The sequence below is a fragment of the Niabella terrae genome, assembly GCF_054783135.1.
Window position 1 is genome coordinate 1 of sequence record NZ_BAAGRD010000033.1, and the last position, 16,947, is coordinate 16,947.

A 16,947-nucleotide genomic window follows, 5' to 3' on the forward strand; every position below is an offset into this window, starting at 1 on the left:
TACTTATATGCGCCGCTCAGTAAACAGCGTTTGATTCAGTCACTCAGCCAGGCAATAACCCATTCAGCCGTAGATAAGGAGGCCGTTCTGAAAGAACCCGTCAATCAGTTTCTAAAAAGCGAGGTACCGCTTTTTTACCGGAGATTTTCAATTATATCTGAATAAGATTAGTTTAATAGTTTTGTGTAATATATATTTGGATAAATTGTATTAAAGTTGATTAATGGTTAGATATAATATTCGCAAGATTGCTGTGGCAACCAATTTTAGCGAAGAATCAGATAATGCAGTATATCAGGCAGTTGCGCTGGCAAAAGTCCATGGAGCAGAATTGGACATTATACATGCCGTATCGCCGTCAGATTCGAGAAATAAAAAGGCAGCATTTGTAAAAGCGGCATACGATCGGTTAAAAGTATATCACAAGACGATTCTTGGAAAATTTGGTATCCAAACTAAAGTTTTTGCGCGTGTTGCTGATGTGTCAGCATTCATCTATAAGTACTGTGTCGAGAACAAAACCGATCTCTTGCTTATCGGTGTAATGAGCGGTATTAAGCGATATTTTAAAGAATCAAAGGCCTATGAAATTATTATGAAAATTGAATGTCCGGTACTCTCAATTCCTTTGAGCCTAAAACATTCAGATTTTTTCAAAATTTTATTTCCTGTTCGAGATGTATACGGTGTTAAAGAAAAACTCATTTATTCCAAGCCGCTTATTAATTGCAGCAAATCGGAGCTGCACATTATTTGCCTGGGACAGCCAGATTCTAATAAGGTAGGCGAGATTGTTGATTTAGCCCAAAAACTTCAAATACAATTTACGGTAACTAATTTTGATCCGGATACGAAGAAAAATGTAGCTCCGGATGTCATTATGGCAGCTAAAGAAACGGAGGCAGACTTAATTGTCATTAATGCCACATCAGAGAAGCAATGGTACAATTTACTCGGTGAAAACTATACTGCGTACATTTTAAAGGAAAGTGAAGTCGCTGTTTTGTCAATAACTCATGATTTTGAGTCAGCGGTAACCGAGGAAACGTCATAAGAACGTTTAGCTATAGTGGTTATTTTCTGCTCTCTGTTTGATTTTCCCAACAGTATTGATATCGATATTTGACCTTGGTGCCGGTGATCCGGATGAATGTTTTATTTTGTTCCATAATAAAAGAACTGCTGATATACTAAATTTTAACGATGCTATAGGACGGACTTCGAAATCCGATATTCAAATCCGGATCGCATGAGGGTAGCGTTTGAGGAACCCGAATATAAAAGCTATTACAAATTATGAAGCCTATCCCGGTTTGAATTCAAACGGTGCGGGGAACCATTTGGTCGGAGATAATTTCCTGTTTACCTTAATTTCTGTTTCCATGATGGATTTAACCTGCTTCGTTTCAGGAAGCCATATCAGACGAGGTCAGTCCTGTTTGATTTACAAGATCGAGCGGCTATTCCGTAATGCGTTTCAATTGAATTTTTGCAGGTGGTGCTATTATTAACGGAAACTTCTCGGTTGTGACATTGCCTGGATCTAAACCGAAACCTCTCTCTTCGGATAAGCCTATTTTTTTTAATAAAAAATGTAATTTCATAATCATTTTTTCGAAGAATGGCAAATCATTGTCTTCGCTAAAATATTTTTCCATGACAATAAATTGAAAATCCCCGGAGGTTTTATAAAGATTCAGTCTTTCATAACCACATAAAGTGTTAACTTCTTTATTTTTCACCAAATCTTCTACAACTTTAAGGAACAGCATGTTGACTCTGGGTTCGATCCGGAATCCCAGCCTAAAATCTACCCGAATAATATCATTCGGAATGATATGCTCCACTTTGTACTCACTGGTATAAGGCTCATCCACAGTAACGACATGTATTAACCAGTAAATATCAGCCCTCTTTGGTCTTCTGCTAAGTATGGAATAGATGATTTTATGTTCGATTTCCCGTTGGTTGTCGGCGCTGGTTAAATAAACCAGATGTGTGGCGTATTTGGCAATTGTTTTATCCTTACTTACTTGCTGAATAATGGGGACATAGTTTTCAAGACGAACGAATTCAACATAACGGTTTTTAATTTTCCTTGCTTTAAACCAGATGTACATTACCAGGAATAATGCTCCGCCTACGATAAGTGCCACATATCCTCCGTGCGGGAACTTTTGAATATTTGCATAGAGAAAACAAAATTCGATGGTTAAGAATACGGCTAAATACAAATAAATGAACCAGCGGCGTTTTCTTTTTAGTATCAGGTAGTTTGCAAATAAAACAGATGTAGCGATCATACAGATGGTAATCGCGAGTCCATAGGCGGCTTCCATTCTTGCAGCTTTCTGAAAATATAAGACAATAAGTACACAGCCTGCATATAGTAACAAGTTCACCGTAGGTATAAAAAGTTGCCCTTTGGCTTCAGTGGGGTAGTTAATACGCAACTTCGGCCAAAGATTCAGGCGCATAGCCTCGCTGATTAAAGTAAAAGACCCGGAAATCAGCGCCTGACTGGCAATGATGGCGGCGGCGGTTGCTAAAGCGATCCCGATGTAAAGGAACCATCCAGGCATTACGCCGTAGAAAGGATTGAAACCTGCACTAATCATTTCTTCTGTAATGACCTGGCCATCGTAGTGACTCAGTAGCCAGGCGCCCTGTCCCATGTACGTTACAATCAGGCAGGTTTTTACAAAAACCCAAGAGTATCTGATATTCCATTTACCACAATGGCCAAGGTCGGAATAAAGAGCTTCAGCGCCGGTGGTGCATAAAAAGACCCCACCCAGAATATAAAAACCTTTTGGATAAATCATCAGAAGTTCCAACCCATAATAGGGATTCAATGCCTTAAATACCCGAAGATCATCGGTTGCGTGAAAAAGCCCCAGTGTAAGTAGCATGATAAACCAACAACTCATAATAGGTCCAAAAAACCTTCCGATAAATGCGGTGCCAAACTGTTGAATAAAAAATAAAGAAGAAAGGATTCCAATAATGATATAGATAATCGTCGTTTGAGAAATTCCAGATAATAGGGGTACCTGCTTCAGGCCCTCAACGGCGGAGGATACAGATATGGGCGGTGTTATTATACCATCGGCCAGTAAAGCGGCACCTCCGATCATTGCCACGATCACTAACCATTTTCTTCTTCGCCGAACAAGCGCAAATAGTGAAAAAATTCCTCCCTCGCCCTTATTATCTGCATTGAGCGTTAGAATGACATATTTTAAGGTTGTTTGCAAGGTGAGGGTCCAAATGATTAATGACAACGATCCGATAACAAGGAGCTCTGAAATTTTCTTTCCGCTGGTAATCGCATTTAAAACATATAGGGGAGAAGTTCCAATATCACCATAAATAATTCCCAAAGCTATTAACAAGCCGGCGAAGGATACCTTATTTTGAGTCGACATTTAAATCTTTTGAATAGTAATGAGCCAGCAAAACTAACAGGACGGTTAAATATTCAAACAGATTTAGGTTCTCTTAGCCAATATTTTTATAAAATCTTTATGTACTAATAATAAGCTTCTTTTTTTTCATAGGTCCACCCTGTACCTTTGTGGCAATTTGAGAAATGGCTTTTATTTTTAATAGAAAAGCGTCACTTCAAAAACAGTATTGGATCAGCGCATTCTCGGTGATCGTCATTTCGGTCGTCTGTTATTTTATTGCCCAGTATGTGGGTTACCGGGTGGTTGCTTTGTTACTTTTGTTAGTGGTATCAGTTCTTGCCATTTCTTTTGATATTTTTCCGGTTTTAATGGCCGCGATACTAAGTGCCTGCATCCTTAACTTTTTATTCATACCTCCAACATTTACCTTTCACTTCAGTACTGCTGAGGATGCGACGCTTTTCATGATTTATTTGGTAGTTGCAATGATTAATGCGGCGCTAACCTATAAAATAAGGCAGCTGGAGAATATTTCCAGAAAAAAAGATGAAAAGGAAAACACCCTTAAATTGTATGATATATTATTGCATTCATTGTCACATGAACTTAAAACACCCGTTGCTACCATTGTATCAGCAACTGACAACCTGCAAATGAATAACAGCTTGTTGTCACAGGAACATAAAAACCAACTTTTCACCGAGCTATCTAAAGCCTCTTTGAGATTGAGTCAACAGGTCGACAAATTGTTAAATATGTCAAGATTAGAATCAGGATTTATTACTCCCAAAAAAGATTGGTGTGATGTCAATGAATTGGTTTATTCGATCGTTTATAAAATAGAAGAGGATTTGTCCAGCCAAAAAATACAGGTTCACATGAGCGAAGATTTTCCTTTGATTAAGACAGACCAGGTACTCATGGAGCAAATCTTATTTAATCTTTTACAAAATGCCTGTCTCTATACAGATGTATCCGGCATTGTAACGGTGTTTGCTTCGGCAAAACAAGGGGTATTTGAATTGGTCGTTGAAGACCAGGGGAAGGGATTTCCAAAGGCTGAAATGAAAAATGTATTCGATAAATTTTACCGGCTCAAAAATTCCAAGACCGGCGGCACGGGATTAGGACTTTCAATTGTAAAAGGCTTTACAGAAGTCTTAGGAGGAACCGTAGAGTTAGAAAACCGGAGTATAGGTGGCGCAAGGTTCACCATCAAAATTCCCTGCGAAATATCAGATTTAAAATCATAAGCAATGCCCAAAGCCGGTATTTTAATTATTGACGATGAAATGCAAATTCAAAATTTGCTTCAAATTACTTTGAAATCAAATGATTATGTTGTTTCTACTGCAGCTACGGCAAAGAAGGGGATTATACTGGCCTCAAATCACCCACCTGATTTGATCATACTCGATCTTGGTTTACCTGATCAACATGGATTATCGGTGTTGCGGGAACTCCGGCAGTGGTTTACAAATCCTATAATTGTCCTGTCGGTATATAATGCCGAGGATATCATCGTTAAAGCTTTGGACGATGGAGCCAATGATTACCTCTGTAAACCCTGGCGGACTCAGGAGCTGCTGGCCAGAATCAGGTCTGCTCTAAGAACTTCGAACACCGATGAGACCGAACCCATCATTCAAACCGAAGACCTTTGGATTGATTTGCAACTCCGCTCTGTTAAGAAATATGGTGAACTTATAAAACTGACGACAACAGAATACAGTTTGCTTTCCTTACTGGTAAAAAATGAGGGTAAAGTATTGACGCATCAATATTTGTTACGAGCCGTCTGGGGACCTGGATTTATACATCAATCTCAATATTTGCGTGTCTATATTGCGCAGATTAGAAAGAAAATTGAGGATGACCCCAATAGACCCCGGTATCTTTTGACGGAATCCGGTTTTGGATATCGCTTTATTATCAAAGGGGTATAAGTCTTAAAGATCCGAGCCAGAACTGGTAGCAAGCAGCAAAAGGAGGCAGACAAGGTTTTAATCCTGCCTTCCATTTCCATTACCCGGCCCGATTTTATTGTATGAAACTTGACCCACCAGTATTTTTTTGGATGTCCGGTTATGCCTTGACCGGATTTTCAATATTTTATAAAACGCCAGGACCCTGGTTTAGCTTCGGTCATTTCCGGCTGAAATCGTCACCCGGGTGCATTTTTAAATGCAAAGCACCAACAAATTATGTTGGCGCTCCATTCGCATTCAGGCTTTTTGCCAGGCAAAAAGGTTAAGTTCGAACGCTTAATACCAGTGCAGTTCGCCTTAAACTGCAAAAAATGCTATTTCAATATCTTTGCAGGTGAAGGGGCGTAATATTTTCTTTTCAACCAGAATGCCAGATTTACAAGCAGGATTAATGCCGGAACTTCAACCAGGGGACCAATTACACCCACAAATGCCTGTCCGCTATTGATGCCGAACACACCTATAGCTACTGCAATAGCCAACTCGAAATTATTACCCGCGGCAGTAAATGCAATTGAGGCCGCTTTCGAATAATCCGCACCCATTCTTTTTCCGGCGAAAAAGCTTATCACAAACATGACACTAAAGTAAATGACCAACGGAATGGCAATCCGGACCACGTCCATTGGGATATTTACGATCAATTCACCTTTAAGACTGAACATGACAACAATTGTAAATAGGAGGGCCAATAGCGTAATAGGTGAAATACGAGGAACATATTTGTTTTGGAACCAGTCAATTCCTTTTATCCGGATAAGTAGGTATCGGCTGACCCAACCTGCCAGGAACGGGATGCCCAGATAAATACCTGTGCTTTTAGCGATTTCAAGGATTGTTATATTCACTTCCAGCCCCCTGAGGCCAAAAAATGGTGGTAGGACTTTTATAAAAATATAGGCGTATACACTATATAGCAGGACCTGGAATATACTGTTTAGAGCAATCAGGCCCGCTGCATATTCCCGGTTGCCTTCAGCCAGTTCGTTCCAGACTACGACCATTGCGATACAGCGAGCCAGACCAATCAGTATGAGTCCGGTCATGTATTCCGGATGACCTTTCATAAATACAATGGCGAGTAGGAACATAAGAATCGGGCCAATGACCCAATTCAGTAAGAGTGAAGTTCCCAGGATTTTAGTATTCTTGAATACTTTGCCCATTTTTTCGTATCGAACTTTGGCCAGTGGAGGATACATCATCAATATCAGGCCAATAGCCAGGGGCAGATTAGTCGTGCCACTGGAAAAGGAGTTGATAAACGATGCAGATGAAGGAATAAAATAGCCCATCGACACACCTAATGCCATGGCGAGGAAAATCCAGAGCGTAAGATAGCGGTCCAGAAAACTTAACTTTTTACGTTCATGTGCCGGGGCACAACTGGCTGCTGACATGAAGCTTATTTTAGGTGATCGGTGACAAATTGATCGGCAAATTCTTTAATCGTATTTCTTACGGAACGGAAAACTGCCATTACTTCCTCATCCGTCCCGGTTGCTCTGGCGGGATCGGTAAAATTCTGATGGAACTTTACGGCCTTCGAGGGGAAGACAGGACAACGTTCTTTGGCATTGTCACACACCGTAATCACGAAATCAAAGTCGATTCCCTGGTATTCTGATAGATGATTAGAGGTATGTCCGGAAATATCGATTCCATCCTCTGCCATAATTTCAATAGCCTTTGGGTTGACACCATGTTTTTCAACCCCCGCGCTGTAAATGAGAGCCCGGTCTTTTGCAAAATGTCTCAGATAGCCCTCAGCTATCTGACTGCGGCAACTGTTGCCGGTGCAGAGTACTAATACTTTTTTCATTTTATATTTTTTTGCTTCTTCTTTCAAACAATAATGTATCACGCCAAAGGCCGTTCATCTGACCGATCCGTTCTCTGTAGCCAACCTGCCGGAAGCCACATTTTTCATGGATGCGGATACTGCCTTTGTTTTCAGGAAATATTCCCGCCTGCAGCGTCCAGATGCCATTGCGTTCGCTTTCACGAATCAAAGCATCCAAAAGGCCTGTTCCGATCTGTCTGCCGGAATGCGCAGTAGCAACATATACACTTACTTCTGCCACGCCGCTATATACACAGCGGGAAGATACCGCAGACAGGGCGGCCCAGCCGGTAATGGTACCGGTTTCGTCTCTGGCAAGAATTCTACCAAATTGTAAATGAGATTTGTTCCAGTCATCCCAGATGGGAATATCCGTTTGAAATGTTGCGTTTCCTGTCGCTATGCCCTGTAAATAGATTGCTTTTACAGATTCCCAGTCCTGAGCCGACATCTTATCGTAGGTCATAATCAATCTTTTTAGCAGCAAGTTCCGCCGGGTGTACAGGAATTCTGTCCGGATACGGATAACTCAGAAAGCGTAGACGCTGTTTTTGCTGCAGGCACGCCACATTTTTCTGAGGCGAGACAAGCCGTTTGCTTTGTTAGCAGCAGGAAATTCGTGCCATCAAAACCAAGATCATACCTGCCAATGGTTTCCGCCTGGTATTCTACTTCGATTTCATAGTCCGCTATCCCGAGTACGCTTTCTGACAGGGCAATAATGTTCAGCAACTTACCAGCTTTCAAACGGTGCTCGTAATCATTGGCGTCCCAGAGTTGAAAATTCACCACTTTTTCGTGCCGTACTGTCCCCCCGCAATCAATAAAATCTTTACTTATCAGGCCTACTTCTGTTACGCGAAAATGTTCCGTTACCATGCTGCCGTTCGGCAATTGGAAGTTGACAGCCTCGGTTGTTGCGAGATGTTTTTTAATTTCTGAAAGTTTCATAGTATTTTCTTTTAAACTGTTATTACATAGTGTAATTGCAATATTGCGATCAAAACCCGCATTAATTTAGCAGCACCGACTGTTTAGATCATAGGCACTGAAGAACCGGGCGAGATCCATTTGAATTAATTTCCAGGTCTTGGGTTCGATGCAATAGCAGATCCTGACGCCCTCGATCGTTCCCTGGATAATTCCTGTATTCTTAAGTTCTTTTAAATGTTGAGAAATAGTCGCCTGTGCCAATCCCAGCTCCTCAACAAGATCCCCACAGATGCAGGTCTTAGTCTTGATGATATGTTGCAATATGGCTATTCTAGCAGGATGAGCCAATGCTTTTAATATTGTCGCTAACCTGTTTTGCTCCTCCGTGAATATATCTGATCTGGTAATACCCATAATATTGCAATATTACGATTAATATTTAGAAAACCAACACAGAAGATAAAAAATATCTACGCTGATGTTCCAAGAGGAGATTTTTAAATCGTAACAGGGCTATTTTCATAGTGGCATTTGAATATGTTTTTCTAATAATAGTAAACATGTATAAGGGCAATCTGATCAACTGGCCAAAATTGGTATCTGGTTCAAAGTAGTAGTCGGTAAATTTAAATTCAAAAATTCACATAGCGAGAGATAAAGGCCGGCTCCCCAATAATTCAGAAACTTGCGCACAGCGTTTTCGCTTTGGCTACCTGAAATTTCGATTTCTGGTAAAATGTTTTAAGATTTATATAAATTTGCTTTTTTTATTAGGATTGCCGCTCAGACCAACGGGTTTTTGTTATTCCTCTAAATACAGTTTATGAACTTCAAAGTAATTCTTATCTTATTACTGACTACACCTTTATTCCTTAAAGCGCAGACGATTACTGATATTGAATCGGGGGGATATTATACGGCACTTGCCTACGATAATGCAGGCAATTTATATACGACTCGTTATAATTCGGTTACTGACAGGTACGAGGTAGTAAAGTATGTAAACGGAACAGGTACTCCTCAGGTGCTCTTGGGAGGGTTGGCATATAACGGAGTCGATTATCCCTGGGGTTTGGCGGTTACCAATGCCGGGGATCTGTATATAGCCGGCTCCCCGGTCGATAACCTGGTAACCCGACTACCTTACAATGCTAATACAAATACCTATGGGGCCGCTGAAGTATTTATTAGCGGAAGTTATTGCTCTGCACTGGCAGTTGATGCCGCCGATAATATCTATACTCTTGAATATGCTGCTGCTACCAATGATTATGCTATTGTGAAGTACACTGCCGGCAATAATACCGGTACACAGTTATACCATGGTCTGGTTATCGGATCGGGTTATCAATATCCTACCGGCCTGGCAATAGCAGGCAATGGAGATATTTTTGTTACAGACGGATTTAACAGTACCACTGATAACGGAGCAGTATACCGGTTAACGGCTGCCAGTAATTATTCTACCCGAACCACGATAACTTCCGGCACCTATCCTACCGCCATTGCGCTGGATCCGCAGGGAAATCTATATGTCTCAGAGTATAATGGAACGACTTATGTACTCAATCAATATTTGGGTGCGACAGGAACGCCGATTGAAAAAGCCCAGCTGGAAATTGGTTTCAACTTTTATCCCTGGGGTATAGTTGCTTTAAATAGCACTAATTTGTATTTTGTTACAGGCAGCAGCGGAAGTGGAGGTATATTGCGTCATTTACAGGATACGCCGGTACAGCCGGCCGTTGACGTTAGCTTCGTCAATACAACAGATAACAGCAGCACCATTTCCTGGACCAGTGGTACCGGTGCTCACAGAACCGTGTTCATGACCCAGGGTACAGCAGGCACGGCAGCTCCCGTAAATGGTACCAGCTATACAGCCAACTCGGTTTTTGGCAGCGGAACACAAATAGGCACAAGTGGGTGGTATGCGGTTTATAGTGGAACCGGCGAAACAGTGGATGTTACAGGTTTGAGCCCATCGACCGGGTATCGGGTGATGGTTGTTGAAGATAACGGTAACCAGTATTATCTGCTGGCTGCGGGAACGAATAATCCTGCGAATGTGACGACTTCGTCCGCACTGCCGGTGACGTTTGGCACTTTCTCAGCGCTATTGGGTAAATCCGGTTTAGTCGTTCAATGGCGTACGGAATCTGAGTTTAATAATGACCATTTTGAAGTGCAGGTATCTGTCAACGGCGAAGATTTTACCACCATTGGAACAGTTGACTCAAAAGCCATCGAAGGTAATAGTCACGTGGCTTTGGACTATCGATTTGAAAAAGCTGCTGGACTGACAGGGCTGGCACTAATGCCGTTTATTGCAGCACTGCTCTGTATTCCGGGCTGGCGCCGCAAAACCAAAACAGGAGTGCTGACGAATTGTTTATTTCTGACAATAGCAGTGTCTGCATTTTCCTGTACCAAATCTGATATCCGGGGTATCGATCAACATGAAAAACTTTTTGTTCGCTTGATGCAGGTCGATAAGGACGGCACTAGTAGATTTTCACAGGTAATTACAACAGTAAACCCGGAGTAGAAGATAAGATAGCTACTGACGCACAATTATCAAAGCGGCGATCTTTGTATCAAAGTAAGCATTCGGTCAGCGCTGTTGGCACGGACAGGGTTTAGCATCTATCCTAAACACCGGCGAAGGGCAGCTTTGAGCTGTCCCGATGATCCAATGATATGCCGGCTCTTAGGTTATTGGTTTGACAGCGACTGATTCTGGAAAACTTTCTATCTATTGAAATTATTAAACAAATCACGTGGTCAGACAACGGCTTGAAAGCCCGCCATTTTGAAATCAAAACCCTCTTGAGAAACTTTAGGGGTAAAACATTTTGCGGCCTTAACCGGCCCGAAATTTAAGAGGGGCACCGTATAATTCACCGGCAACCAGGCGACAGGTTTTTGGCAGCAGCCCGCCGGCTGTGCCGATGTCCTCTTTATGGAGCGTTTAGTTTAAAAACAGGTGAGGCATAAAGGTTTATTCAAATCGTCGCTCAGAATAAGAGTAAGATTTTACAGTTTGATGTACCGCTTCCTCAGGATTTGCAAAACTTCGCCGGAAGATGACGCATGAACCTTTGGCTTCAACCTAAAATCAACGACTTCAGACCTTGGTAGTTGAATATCCTATTTTTATATTTGGGCACCAGGGTTCTGTTAATCTCATCTGGTGGTGTATCCGCCATTTGCAAAGATGGTTTGCCCTGTTATCCACCAACCATCCGTCACTAAAAATTCTATCAATGGCGCAATATCTTTAATGTCTGTAAGACCGCCCAGAGCGGAAGCGGATTTATGGTATGCTACTGCATCCTCGTTTTCCTGACCGTAGAAGAAGGGCGTATCCATCGGGCCCGGAGCAACTGCCGTTACAGAAATGCCACGACTGCCAAATTCTTTAGATGCCGCTCTGGTAAAGTGTTCTACGGGTGCTTTCATTCCCTCGTAAGTAGAATACAACCCGGTAAATGCAGCAAGCAATGAAGTTACTATCGTGCAAATTTTGCCGTTGTCGTTCAGTTTTTTACCTGCTTCCTGGATGAAGAAATAGGCCACTTTGGCGTTGATATCGCTCATGCTGTCGTATTCTGCTTCGGTGGTGTCCACAAAAGGCTTTTTCAATACTTTGCCTACGGTGTTAATGGCAATATCGATTCCGCCAAACTTTGCTATTCCAGCATCAAAGATTCGGCGGACATTGGCAATATGGGTAAGGTCGCCCTGTACCAAAATAGCTTCGGCATCTGCAGCCTGTATATCCGCCAAAGTCTGTTCCGCATCGGCTTTGGAGCCCTCGCTGTTATAATGAATAACCAATTTAGCTCCCTTTGCCGCAAAATCCCGGCTTAACAAGCCTCCTAGATTTTTTCCGCCTCCGGCAATTAATACTACTTTCCCTTTTACATCGTTACGTGCCATAATTTTATTTTTTTGTTGCAACGAAGTTCTATAATGCAAACGGGTGTATTATGGTGAACTTTACGGATTTTTATGCTGTTTGATTATTTTTATTTTTGCTTCTGTAAGTTCCTGGTGTTTCGCCGGTCCATTTTTTAAAAAACTTCGAAAAATTAGAAGGGTCGTAAGTCAGCGTTAAAGAAATGTTGGCGATGGAGGCGTCCGTATTTACCAGCATTTGCTTTGCTTTATCAATTATTTTGGCATCATAAAAATGGCAGGGATGATTACCTGTTTCTTTCTGAATGGTATCGGTAAGATGATGGTGAGATACAGCAAGTTCACGGGCTATCTGGTTGAGTTCCATAAATTCATAAACCCTTCCCTGTAGCACATCATCAATATGACGGTCTAAAAAATCGAAATATTGTTTGCTGATTTCTGCGCTACGTTTGCTGTCTTTTCCCTTTTTATCCTGCATTTCAGATATGTCTATGTTTAATTTATAAAATTCGGGAAATATATGCAACCAAACGTGGTGAACTTTTGGGATTTTGTCAAAGCGATAGGCGAGGGAGCGTTGGTTGTTTAACAGATGCTTAGGTATCCTAATTAGCATCATTACGGAATAAGGCCCCGATAGTCCGGAACTTTTAAATCCATATGGGAAACGGAGATGTTTTCTTCTGTAGCGCACACTTTTTTCATTGCCATGCCTGAGTTGCCATTTTAATTCATTAACGGTTTATCGTAAGGAGGTGATTTCATCGCTCGCTGGGCATCAGGCTGCCGGCGCTACATGACAAACTATTCAATTCAATAGACTGATTTTCATCGTACATTGATAATCTGGCCGGATGTTCCGGCTGGGTCCAATCACTAACGGCCAGAATAGTTCATGCGCGGCGATAAATACGCAGCCATGCGTATGAAAATAGATAGAAACACCCAGCAGTAAGGTCCGCTGTTTGCGGCATTTTTGTCAAAACTAATGATTATGCTGCCCCTCAATGACTCTAACCGTCTTTTCGCCGTTGATCTGCTTTTAAAGAAGAAACCAACCAATGAATTACTACTTACCTGGCTGGCACTATTTGCCGGCTCCCTGCTGGAACCGACTGTTGATGTCGGCGTGTTGCCTGAAGAGCAGATTCATCAGTTTCAGCAGTCGATGAGGGAATCGTTGGTGGCGCTGAAGTCTTTTACCTACCATCAGGTGTTTAAGGCCAGATCCGCCAAACAAAGCCGCAAGATTATATTGAAATACCATAAATATTATGTAACGCTGCTAAATCGAATGGCTGAGAATCAGTCATATTTTAAGAATAATAACCAAAGGGTGGCTGATTGCTTTCAACAGGTATACAGCTATTTATTAGAAATGATCGGCTGGCTGGAAGACCGGTATCCCCGTATTAGGAAATCAAATAGTATTCCGCCCCGCAGTTATTCGGATGAGGCGCTTGTCCTGATTGAGAAGCTTCTGAATTCCATTAAAAAGGCGCTCAATGATGTTGCGGGAACGGATCGGATTATTGTTTTGATTGAGCGGGTATGTCTTATAGAATCCAGACAACTGGTAGCGGAATCCTTATGCAGCTATAAGGAACTTGAATTTAAGCGGGAGTTTTTGGATGGTCTCGATAAGTTATCGGTTGTTTCAGGAAACGACGATTGTTTGAACGCAGTAGAACTACTGCTCATAGATTATAATTTCAATCATAGAATTTTTACGGATTACCTGATCGATAGGGTCGAAAGATGCCTGCAAGTGGCAGGACATACTCCGGGCAGAATAGCCAGGATGCATGCTTTGCGAAGCCTTGTGGTACAGGCCTTCGTACAGAAAAGATGCCCTTTCGATCCGCAGCTCGAATCACTGGAACCCATCATGACACGATTTCTTGAAGAAAGGATCCTGCAACTGGAATCGCTGATGGATACCACAACCAGTCTGTCGAATACCGGAAAAGACAGTACCGGAACCGAACCCCGGGTACGCTGCAACCTGTCCATTTATCAGCTCGCGCTTATTTTTCGAGCAGCTGACGAGGAAAAAGTTATAGAAGCAAAGTCGCTCTCAGCAATCTTCAGAACGATAGCGCCTTTGATTTCTACGGCGCATAAACAATGCATATCGGCAGATAGTATGCGTAGCAAATGTTATAACGCTGAGCCGAGAGATATTAAAAATACGATTGAGATTTTGGAACGTATTATGCTGAGAATAAGGAATTATTGAGTGCAATGTATAATCCGATCCATGGTGGGTCTAATTCAATTTGACGCTAAAATTTAGATTTCTGAGAAAAGGTAACATTGAAAAACTTACAATAACAAGGAGTAGCATATGCTCATTTTACTAATTAGTTATAGTGGCCATTTGTTATTTTCTTTTATTGAATTGGCTATAATTTTTCACTGTTGTCCGATTAAAATTATATAAAAAGGCATAGAAAAAGGGCAGTTCGTGAGAACCACCCAAAATGGTTAAGTTTGGTTTACTACAATCGACTAAACCATGGATAAAGTTACAGCCTTTACCGGACAGCCGGTACTATCACAGATATTAAATTTAATTGACAGTTCTTTGATCAAGCAGGTAAATCGCAGGGTGCAAAGCCAATCGGTTATCAGAAACTGATTGAAATTGTCCGAAGTTGAACTAAATTCGCTATTTAAATCTTACTCATTATCAATTTCTTAGATAAATGTTGTACAGAAACAATGATAATTTTTATAAAACCAATTAAAGAAACGGCAAAATCAGGATTTTAGGCGGGCATACCGTTCTGCTAAGAGCAGCCTGTACTTCTCCCGAAAATCTTCCGAAAGAAAAGAATTTCCAATCAGATGGAGCGCTTTTTCTTCATTCCTCTGCAAGCGCCTGAAAACCCCGGCTATCTGACGGGTGGAAAGCCCCAGGGCTTCTCCGAACTGTTCAAAACGTTGACGGTTAAACTTGCTTTTCCTTGCACCCAGGGTAAGTGCTAATTCTTCTTTGTCGCCCGGGTTGGCGATGGCTACATTCAACAGATCGTAAGCCGGGGCCAGCCCCCAGGCTCCATCTTTTTGAACGGTCAGAGAAAAGTTTTTCAGGTGCATATCATTATTACCGGTAAGAAAACAAAAAAGGGTGAGCTCAAAAAAAATGGACAGGTCCAGTAATGTATTTTCTGCATATTGTGCTATCGCTCTCCCTACTTTTTCCATAGAACCTTTGTATTTGTCAAAGGCCTCCAATACCTGGAACATATCCAGCATGTGGATCTTTTCGCCTTCGGCCGTACGATCGATACGCCGGGTGATATATGCCAGCTCGCCGGACGAAAGCCGTATCAGGCAGGAGGGCACAACCGGTATGTCAAACGCCTCAGCGATCTGCATCGTGAGGTGCTCGTTTTCGGGTAATTGCGGATAATCGGTATGCGGCGGTTTCAGGATATAATTTCCGCCAAGGGTTCCTACAATGGTCAGACGACCTTTGTCACCATCCTTCAGCACATTTTTAACCAATGTCAGCGATAACTTTGGCTGTACACCTGGCACAGTAACGCTGCGCTGAACAACAGTTGCTGCCAGCTCAGCCATTTGTTGCAGGCTATAACCCAGCTCTGGCGGCTCGTCAGTACCGAAGAACACCCTGCTGCAACGTGGATGAAAATCTTTTTGATTTTCGTCCAGCTCTTTGTAACAATATAAACAACGCTTACTCATGCTCTTTATCCATTGGTATGACACTTACAGCACCGATACAGTTTTGACAGCAGGCCAGCAACAAACCCATACGGTCGTTGGGATTCAGCTTCCAGTTTTTTGTAGCAATATCCAGTAACCAACCTTCGGGTATCAACCCCTCAAAAAAAGGAAACAGTCTTTTGTCTTTATAAGGCTGTGGACGTACCGGCATACTGAAACTGAGGAACTGATCAGGGTGACGCTCCACATAATCGACCGTGTACTGAAACAGGTATTCCCCGTCATCCGTTTCGGTAAGATGGCCCGCCAGGTCTTTTTTATAATAGATTTCCGCTGTTCTCATTTTTAGCTATTGAAAATTCTTTTAAACTTACCGGGGCAAGAATCCGACCGAACATTTTTAAAACCTGGTTTACTTTTTCCAATTGAAGGTCGCTTTTTCCCTGCTCTATTTTTCTGATCACTGTTAATGCCACGCCAGCTTTCTCAGCAAACTCCTGCTGGGTAAGCCCCGTCTCTTTCCGTTTGTTCTTTACAAAGCTTTGCAGTGACTTCATGATTATATGCATTTAGATATAATTTGATTCAAATTTACTGAATTATATCTAAAAAGATATAATTACACTTAAAAACTTAAATCTATATGTAAATACATATAATTACGCTATCGATGTGTAAGTTTATCGATCGCAAATTTTCGGCGGGATAAAGCATCTGATCTGCACAGATTTTAGATTGAAAATGCCAGCCGAAGGGTGTTTCCTCTTAAAAATTCTCTTAAGGATTCTTGGCGTAGTAAACTGAAAATCAATGATTTTTTAGGTTCGATTTCAATTGCAAATAAAATTGGACTTGAAACCGGCTTTCCGAAGTCGTTCATTTGTTCTGCAAACGGAACAACATTAAAACTAAAAACGCAAGGCCATGGGCATTTTAATAAGCTGGCAGCAATTATGGACTATGATGTTGCTTATTCTGGGAGGTTATTACCTGATCATCCTATTTCTTTTTTACAGAAAGGAATTAAACGGGGTACTTAACGGCAGATACAGGTTTTTCTCACGATTAGTAGATCCCGGGGAGGATTTACAATCCGGGGATAGCGAGCCGGTATCGACATCCAACAAATCTAAAGTTAAGGTGGATGAAGCCA

The 16,947-nt window shown here is 41.8% G+C and carries 17 protein-coding genes; 6 read left to right on the top strand and 11 right to left on the bottom strand.

Annotated elements, in window-relative coordinates:
• Positions 1-223 precede the first annotated feature (223 nt).
• Entirely contained in the window at positions 224-1,054 is an 831-nt protein-coding gene (locus ACYVI9_RS15430) for a universal stress protein (RefSeq protein WP_460766159.1), read from the top strand.
• 406 nt (positions 1,055-1,460) lie between these two features.
• Here the strand turns inward: ACYVI9_RS15430 and ACYVI9_RS15435 are convergent, their stop codons facing one another.
• Entirely contained in the window at positions 1,461-3,428 is a 1,968-nt protein-coding gene (locus ACYVI9_RS15435) for a KUP/HAK/KT family potassium transporter (RefSeq protein WP_460766162.1), read from the bottom strand.
• Between the two features lie 164 nt (positions 3,429-3,592).
• On the opposite strand from ACYVI9_RS15435, the gene ACYVI9_RS15440 reads away from it, so the two are divergent.
• Positions 3,593-4,663, top strand: coding sequence for a sensor histidine kinase (locus tag ACYVI9_RS15440; RefSeq protein ID WP_460766165.1), 1,071 nt, complete (start codon positions 3,593-3,595; stop codon positions 4,661-4,663).
• A 3-nt stretch (positions 4,664-4,666) separates the two neighbouring features.
• On the top strand, positions 4,667-5,356 hold the full coding sequence (locus ACYVI9_RS15445; protein WP_460766168.1) for a response regulator: 690 nt from the start codon (positions 4,667-4,669) through the stop codon (positions 5,354-5,356).
• Positions 5,357-5,712: 356 nt separating this feature from the next.
• Here the strand turns inward: ACYVI9_RS15445 and arsB are convergent, their stop codons facing one another.
• From arsB to ACYVI9_RS15470, 5 genes are all read right to left on the bottom strand, one after another.
• Positions 5,713-6,798, bottom strand: a complete 1,086-nt coding sequence (gene arsB, locus ACYVI9_RS15450) for an ACR3 family arsenite efflux transporter (protein ID WP_460766171.1) — start codon at positions 6,796-6,798, stop codon at positions 5,713-5,715.
• A gap of 5 nt (positions 6,799-6,803) precedes the next feature.
• Positions 6,804-7,247 carry an arsenate reductase ArsC gene (locus ACYVI9_RS15455; protein WP_460766173.1) on the bottom strand — a complete coding sequence of 148 codons (444 nt, stop codon included), beginning with the start codon at positions 7,245-7,247 and terminating at the stop codon, positions 6,804-6,806.
• The gene (locus tag ACYVI9_RS15460; protein WP_460766175.1) at positions 7,222-7,707 is read right to left on the bottom strand and encodes a GNAT family N-acetyltransferase; all 486 of its coding nucleotides are present in this window, start codon (positions 7,705-7,707) and stop codon (positions 7,222-7,224) included. Before ACYVI9_RS15460 ends, ACYVI9_RS15455 begins: the two co-directional genes overlap by 26 nt.
• A gap of 11 nt (positions 7,708-7,718) precedes the next feature.
• Complete coding sequence (locus ACYVI9_RS15465) at positions 7,719-8,192, bottom strand: DUF6428 family protein (RefSeq protein ID WP_460766178.1); 474 nt, start codon at positions 8,190-8,192, stop codon at positions 7,719-7,721.
• A 66-nt stretch (positions 8,193-8,258) separates the two neighbouring features.
• Positions 8,259-8,522, bottom strand: a complete 264-nt coding sequence (locus ACYVI9_RS15470) for an ArsR/SmtB family transcription factor (RefSeq protein WP_460766180.1) — start codon at positions 8,520-8,522, stop codon at positions 8,259-8,261.
• A gap of 475 nt (positions 8,523-8,997) precedes the next feature.
• Here ACYVI9_RS15470 and ACYVI9_RS15475 point away from each other — a divergent pair, with 475 nt between their 5' ends.
• Positions 8,998-10,722, top strand: coding sequence for an NHL repeat-containing protein (locus tag ACYVI9_RS15475; RefSeq protein ID WP_460766183.1), 1,725 nt, complete (start codon positions 8,998-9,000; stop codon positions 10,720-10,722).
• A 638-nt stretch (positions 10,723-11,360) separates the two neighbouring features.
• On the opposite strand, the gene ACYVI9_RS15480 is transcribed toward ACYVI9_RS15475, so the two are convergent.
• A complete protein-coding gene (locus tag ACYVI9_RS15480; RefSeq protein WP_460766185.1) occupies positions 11,361-12,116 on the bottom strand; it encodes an SDR family oxidoreductase in 756 nt (251 codons plus the stop codon).
• 70 nt (positions 12,117-12,186) lie between these two features.
• Positions 12,187-12,576 carry a helix-turn-helix domain-containing protein gene (locus ACYVI9_RS15485; RefSeq protein WP_460766188.1) on the bottom strand — a complete coding sequence of 130 codons (390 nt, stop codon included), beginning with the start codon at positions 12,574-12,576 and terminating at the stop codon, positions 12,187-12,189.
• A 516-nt stretch (positions 12,577-13,092) separates the two neighbouring features.
• On the opposite strand from ACYVI9_RS15485, the gene ACYVI9_RS15490 reads away from it, so the two are divergent.
• On the top strand, positions 13,093-14,337 hold the full coding sequence (locus tag ACYVI9_RS15490; RefSeq protein WP_460766191.1) for a hypothetical protein: 1,245 nt from the start codon (positions 13,093-13,095) through the stop codon (positions 14,335-14,337).
• A 524-nt stretch (positions 14,338-14,861) separates the two neighbouring features.
• Here ACYVI9_RS15490 and ACYVI9_RS15495 read toward each other — a convergent pair.
• From ACYVI9_RS15495 to ACYVI9_RS15505, 3 genes are read right to left on the bottom strand one after another with little or no spacing between them, the layout of a single operon-like run.
• Positions 14,862-15,812 (bottom strand): HipA domain-containing protein, encoded by a 951-nt coding sequence (locus tag ACYVI9_RS15495; protein WP_460766194.1) that lies wholly within the window; start codon positions 15,810-15,812, stop codon positions 14,862-14,864.
• Entirely contained in the window at positions 15,805-16,137 is a 333-nt protein-coding gene (locus tag ACYVI9_RS15500; protein ID WP_460766197.1) for a HipA N-terminal domain-containing protein, read from the bottom strand. Before ACYVI9_RS15500 ends, ACYVI9_RS15495 begins: the two co-directional genes overlap by 8 nt.
• A complete protein-coding gene (locus ACYVI9_RS15505) occupies positions 16,112-16,351 on the bottom strand; it encodes a helix-turn-helix domain-containing protein (RefSeq protein WP_460766199.1) in 240 nt (79 codons plus the stop codon). The genes ACYVI9_RS15500 and ACYVI9_RS15505 overlap by 26 nt, the downstream gene beginning before the upstream one ends.
• 367 nt (positions 16,352-16,718) lie before the next feature.
• Here ACYVI9_RS15505 and ACYVI9_RS15510 point away from each other — a divergent pair.
• The coding region (locus ACYVI9_RS15510) for a hypothetical protein (RefSeq protein ID WP_460766202.1) at positions 16,719-16,947 on the top strand (229 nt) is incomplete at its 3' end.

What these genes read in the sequence shown, in the direction of transcription:
- ACYVI9_RS15475 (WP_460766183.1), top strand. Translation starts at nt 8,998, where the DNA reads ATGAACTTCAAAGTAATTCTTATCTTATTACTGACTACACCTTTATTC.
- ACYVI9_RS15490 (WP_460766191.1), top strand. Translation starts at nt 13,093, where the DNA reads ATGCTGCCCCTCAATGACTCTAACCGTCTTTTCGCCGTTGATCTGCTT.
- arsB (WP_460766171.1), bottom strand. Translation starts at nt 6,798, where the DNA reads ATGTCAGCAGCCAGTTGTGCCCCGGCACATGAACGTAAAAAGTTAAGT.
- ACYVI9_RS15465 (WP_460766178.1), bottom strand. Translation starts at nt 8,192, where the DNA reads ATGAAACTTTCAGAAATTAAAAAACATCTCGCAACAACCGAGGCTGTC.
- ACYVI9_RS15440 (WP_460766165.1), top strand. Translation starts at nt 3,593, where the DNA reads ATGGCTTTTATTTTTAATAGAAAAGCGTCACTTCAAAAACAGTATTGG.
- ACYVI9_RS15445 (WP_460766168.1), top strand. Translation starts at nt 4,667, where the DNA reads ATGCCCAAAGCCGGTATTTTAATTATTGACGATGAAATGCAAATTCAA.
- ACYVI9_RS15460 (WP_460766175.1), bottom strand. Translation starts at nt 7,707, where the DNA reads ATGACCTACGATAAGATGTCGGCTCAGGACTGGGAATCTGTAAAAGCA.
- ACYVI9_RS15480 (WP_460766185.1), bottom strand. Translation starts at nt 12,116, where the DNA reads ATGGCACGTAACGATGTAAAAGGGAAAGTAGTATTAATTGCCGGAGGC.
- ACYVI9_RS15435 (WP_460766162.1), bottom strand. Translation starts at nt 3,428, where the DNA reads ATGTCGACTCAAAATAAGGTATCCTTCGCCGGCTTGTTAATAGCTTTG.
- ACYVI9_RS15500 (WP_460766197.1), bottom strand. Translation starts at nt 16,137, where the DNA reads ATGAGAACAGCGGAAATCTATTATAAAAAAGACCTGGCGGGCCATCTT.
- ACYVI9_RS15495 (WP_460766194.1), bottom strand. Translation starts at nt 15,812, where the DNA reads ATGAGTAAGCGTTGTTTATATTGTTACAAAGAGCTGGACGAAAATCAA.
- ACYVI9_RS15485 (WP_460766188.1), bottom strand. Translation starts at nt 12,576, where the DNA reads ATGCAGGATAAAAAGGGAAAAGACAGCAAACGTAGCGCAGAAATCAGC.
- ACYVI9_RS15505 (WP_460766199.1), bottom strand. Translation starts at nt 16,351, where the DNA reads ATGAAGTCACTGCAAAGCTTTGTAAAGAACAAACGGAAAGAGACGGGG.
- ACYVI9_RS15430 (WP_460766159.1), top strand. Translation starts at nt 224, where the DNA reads ATGGTTAGATATAATATTCGCAAGATTGCTGTGGCAACCAATTTTAGC.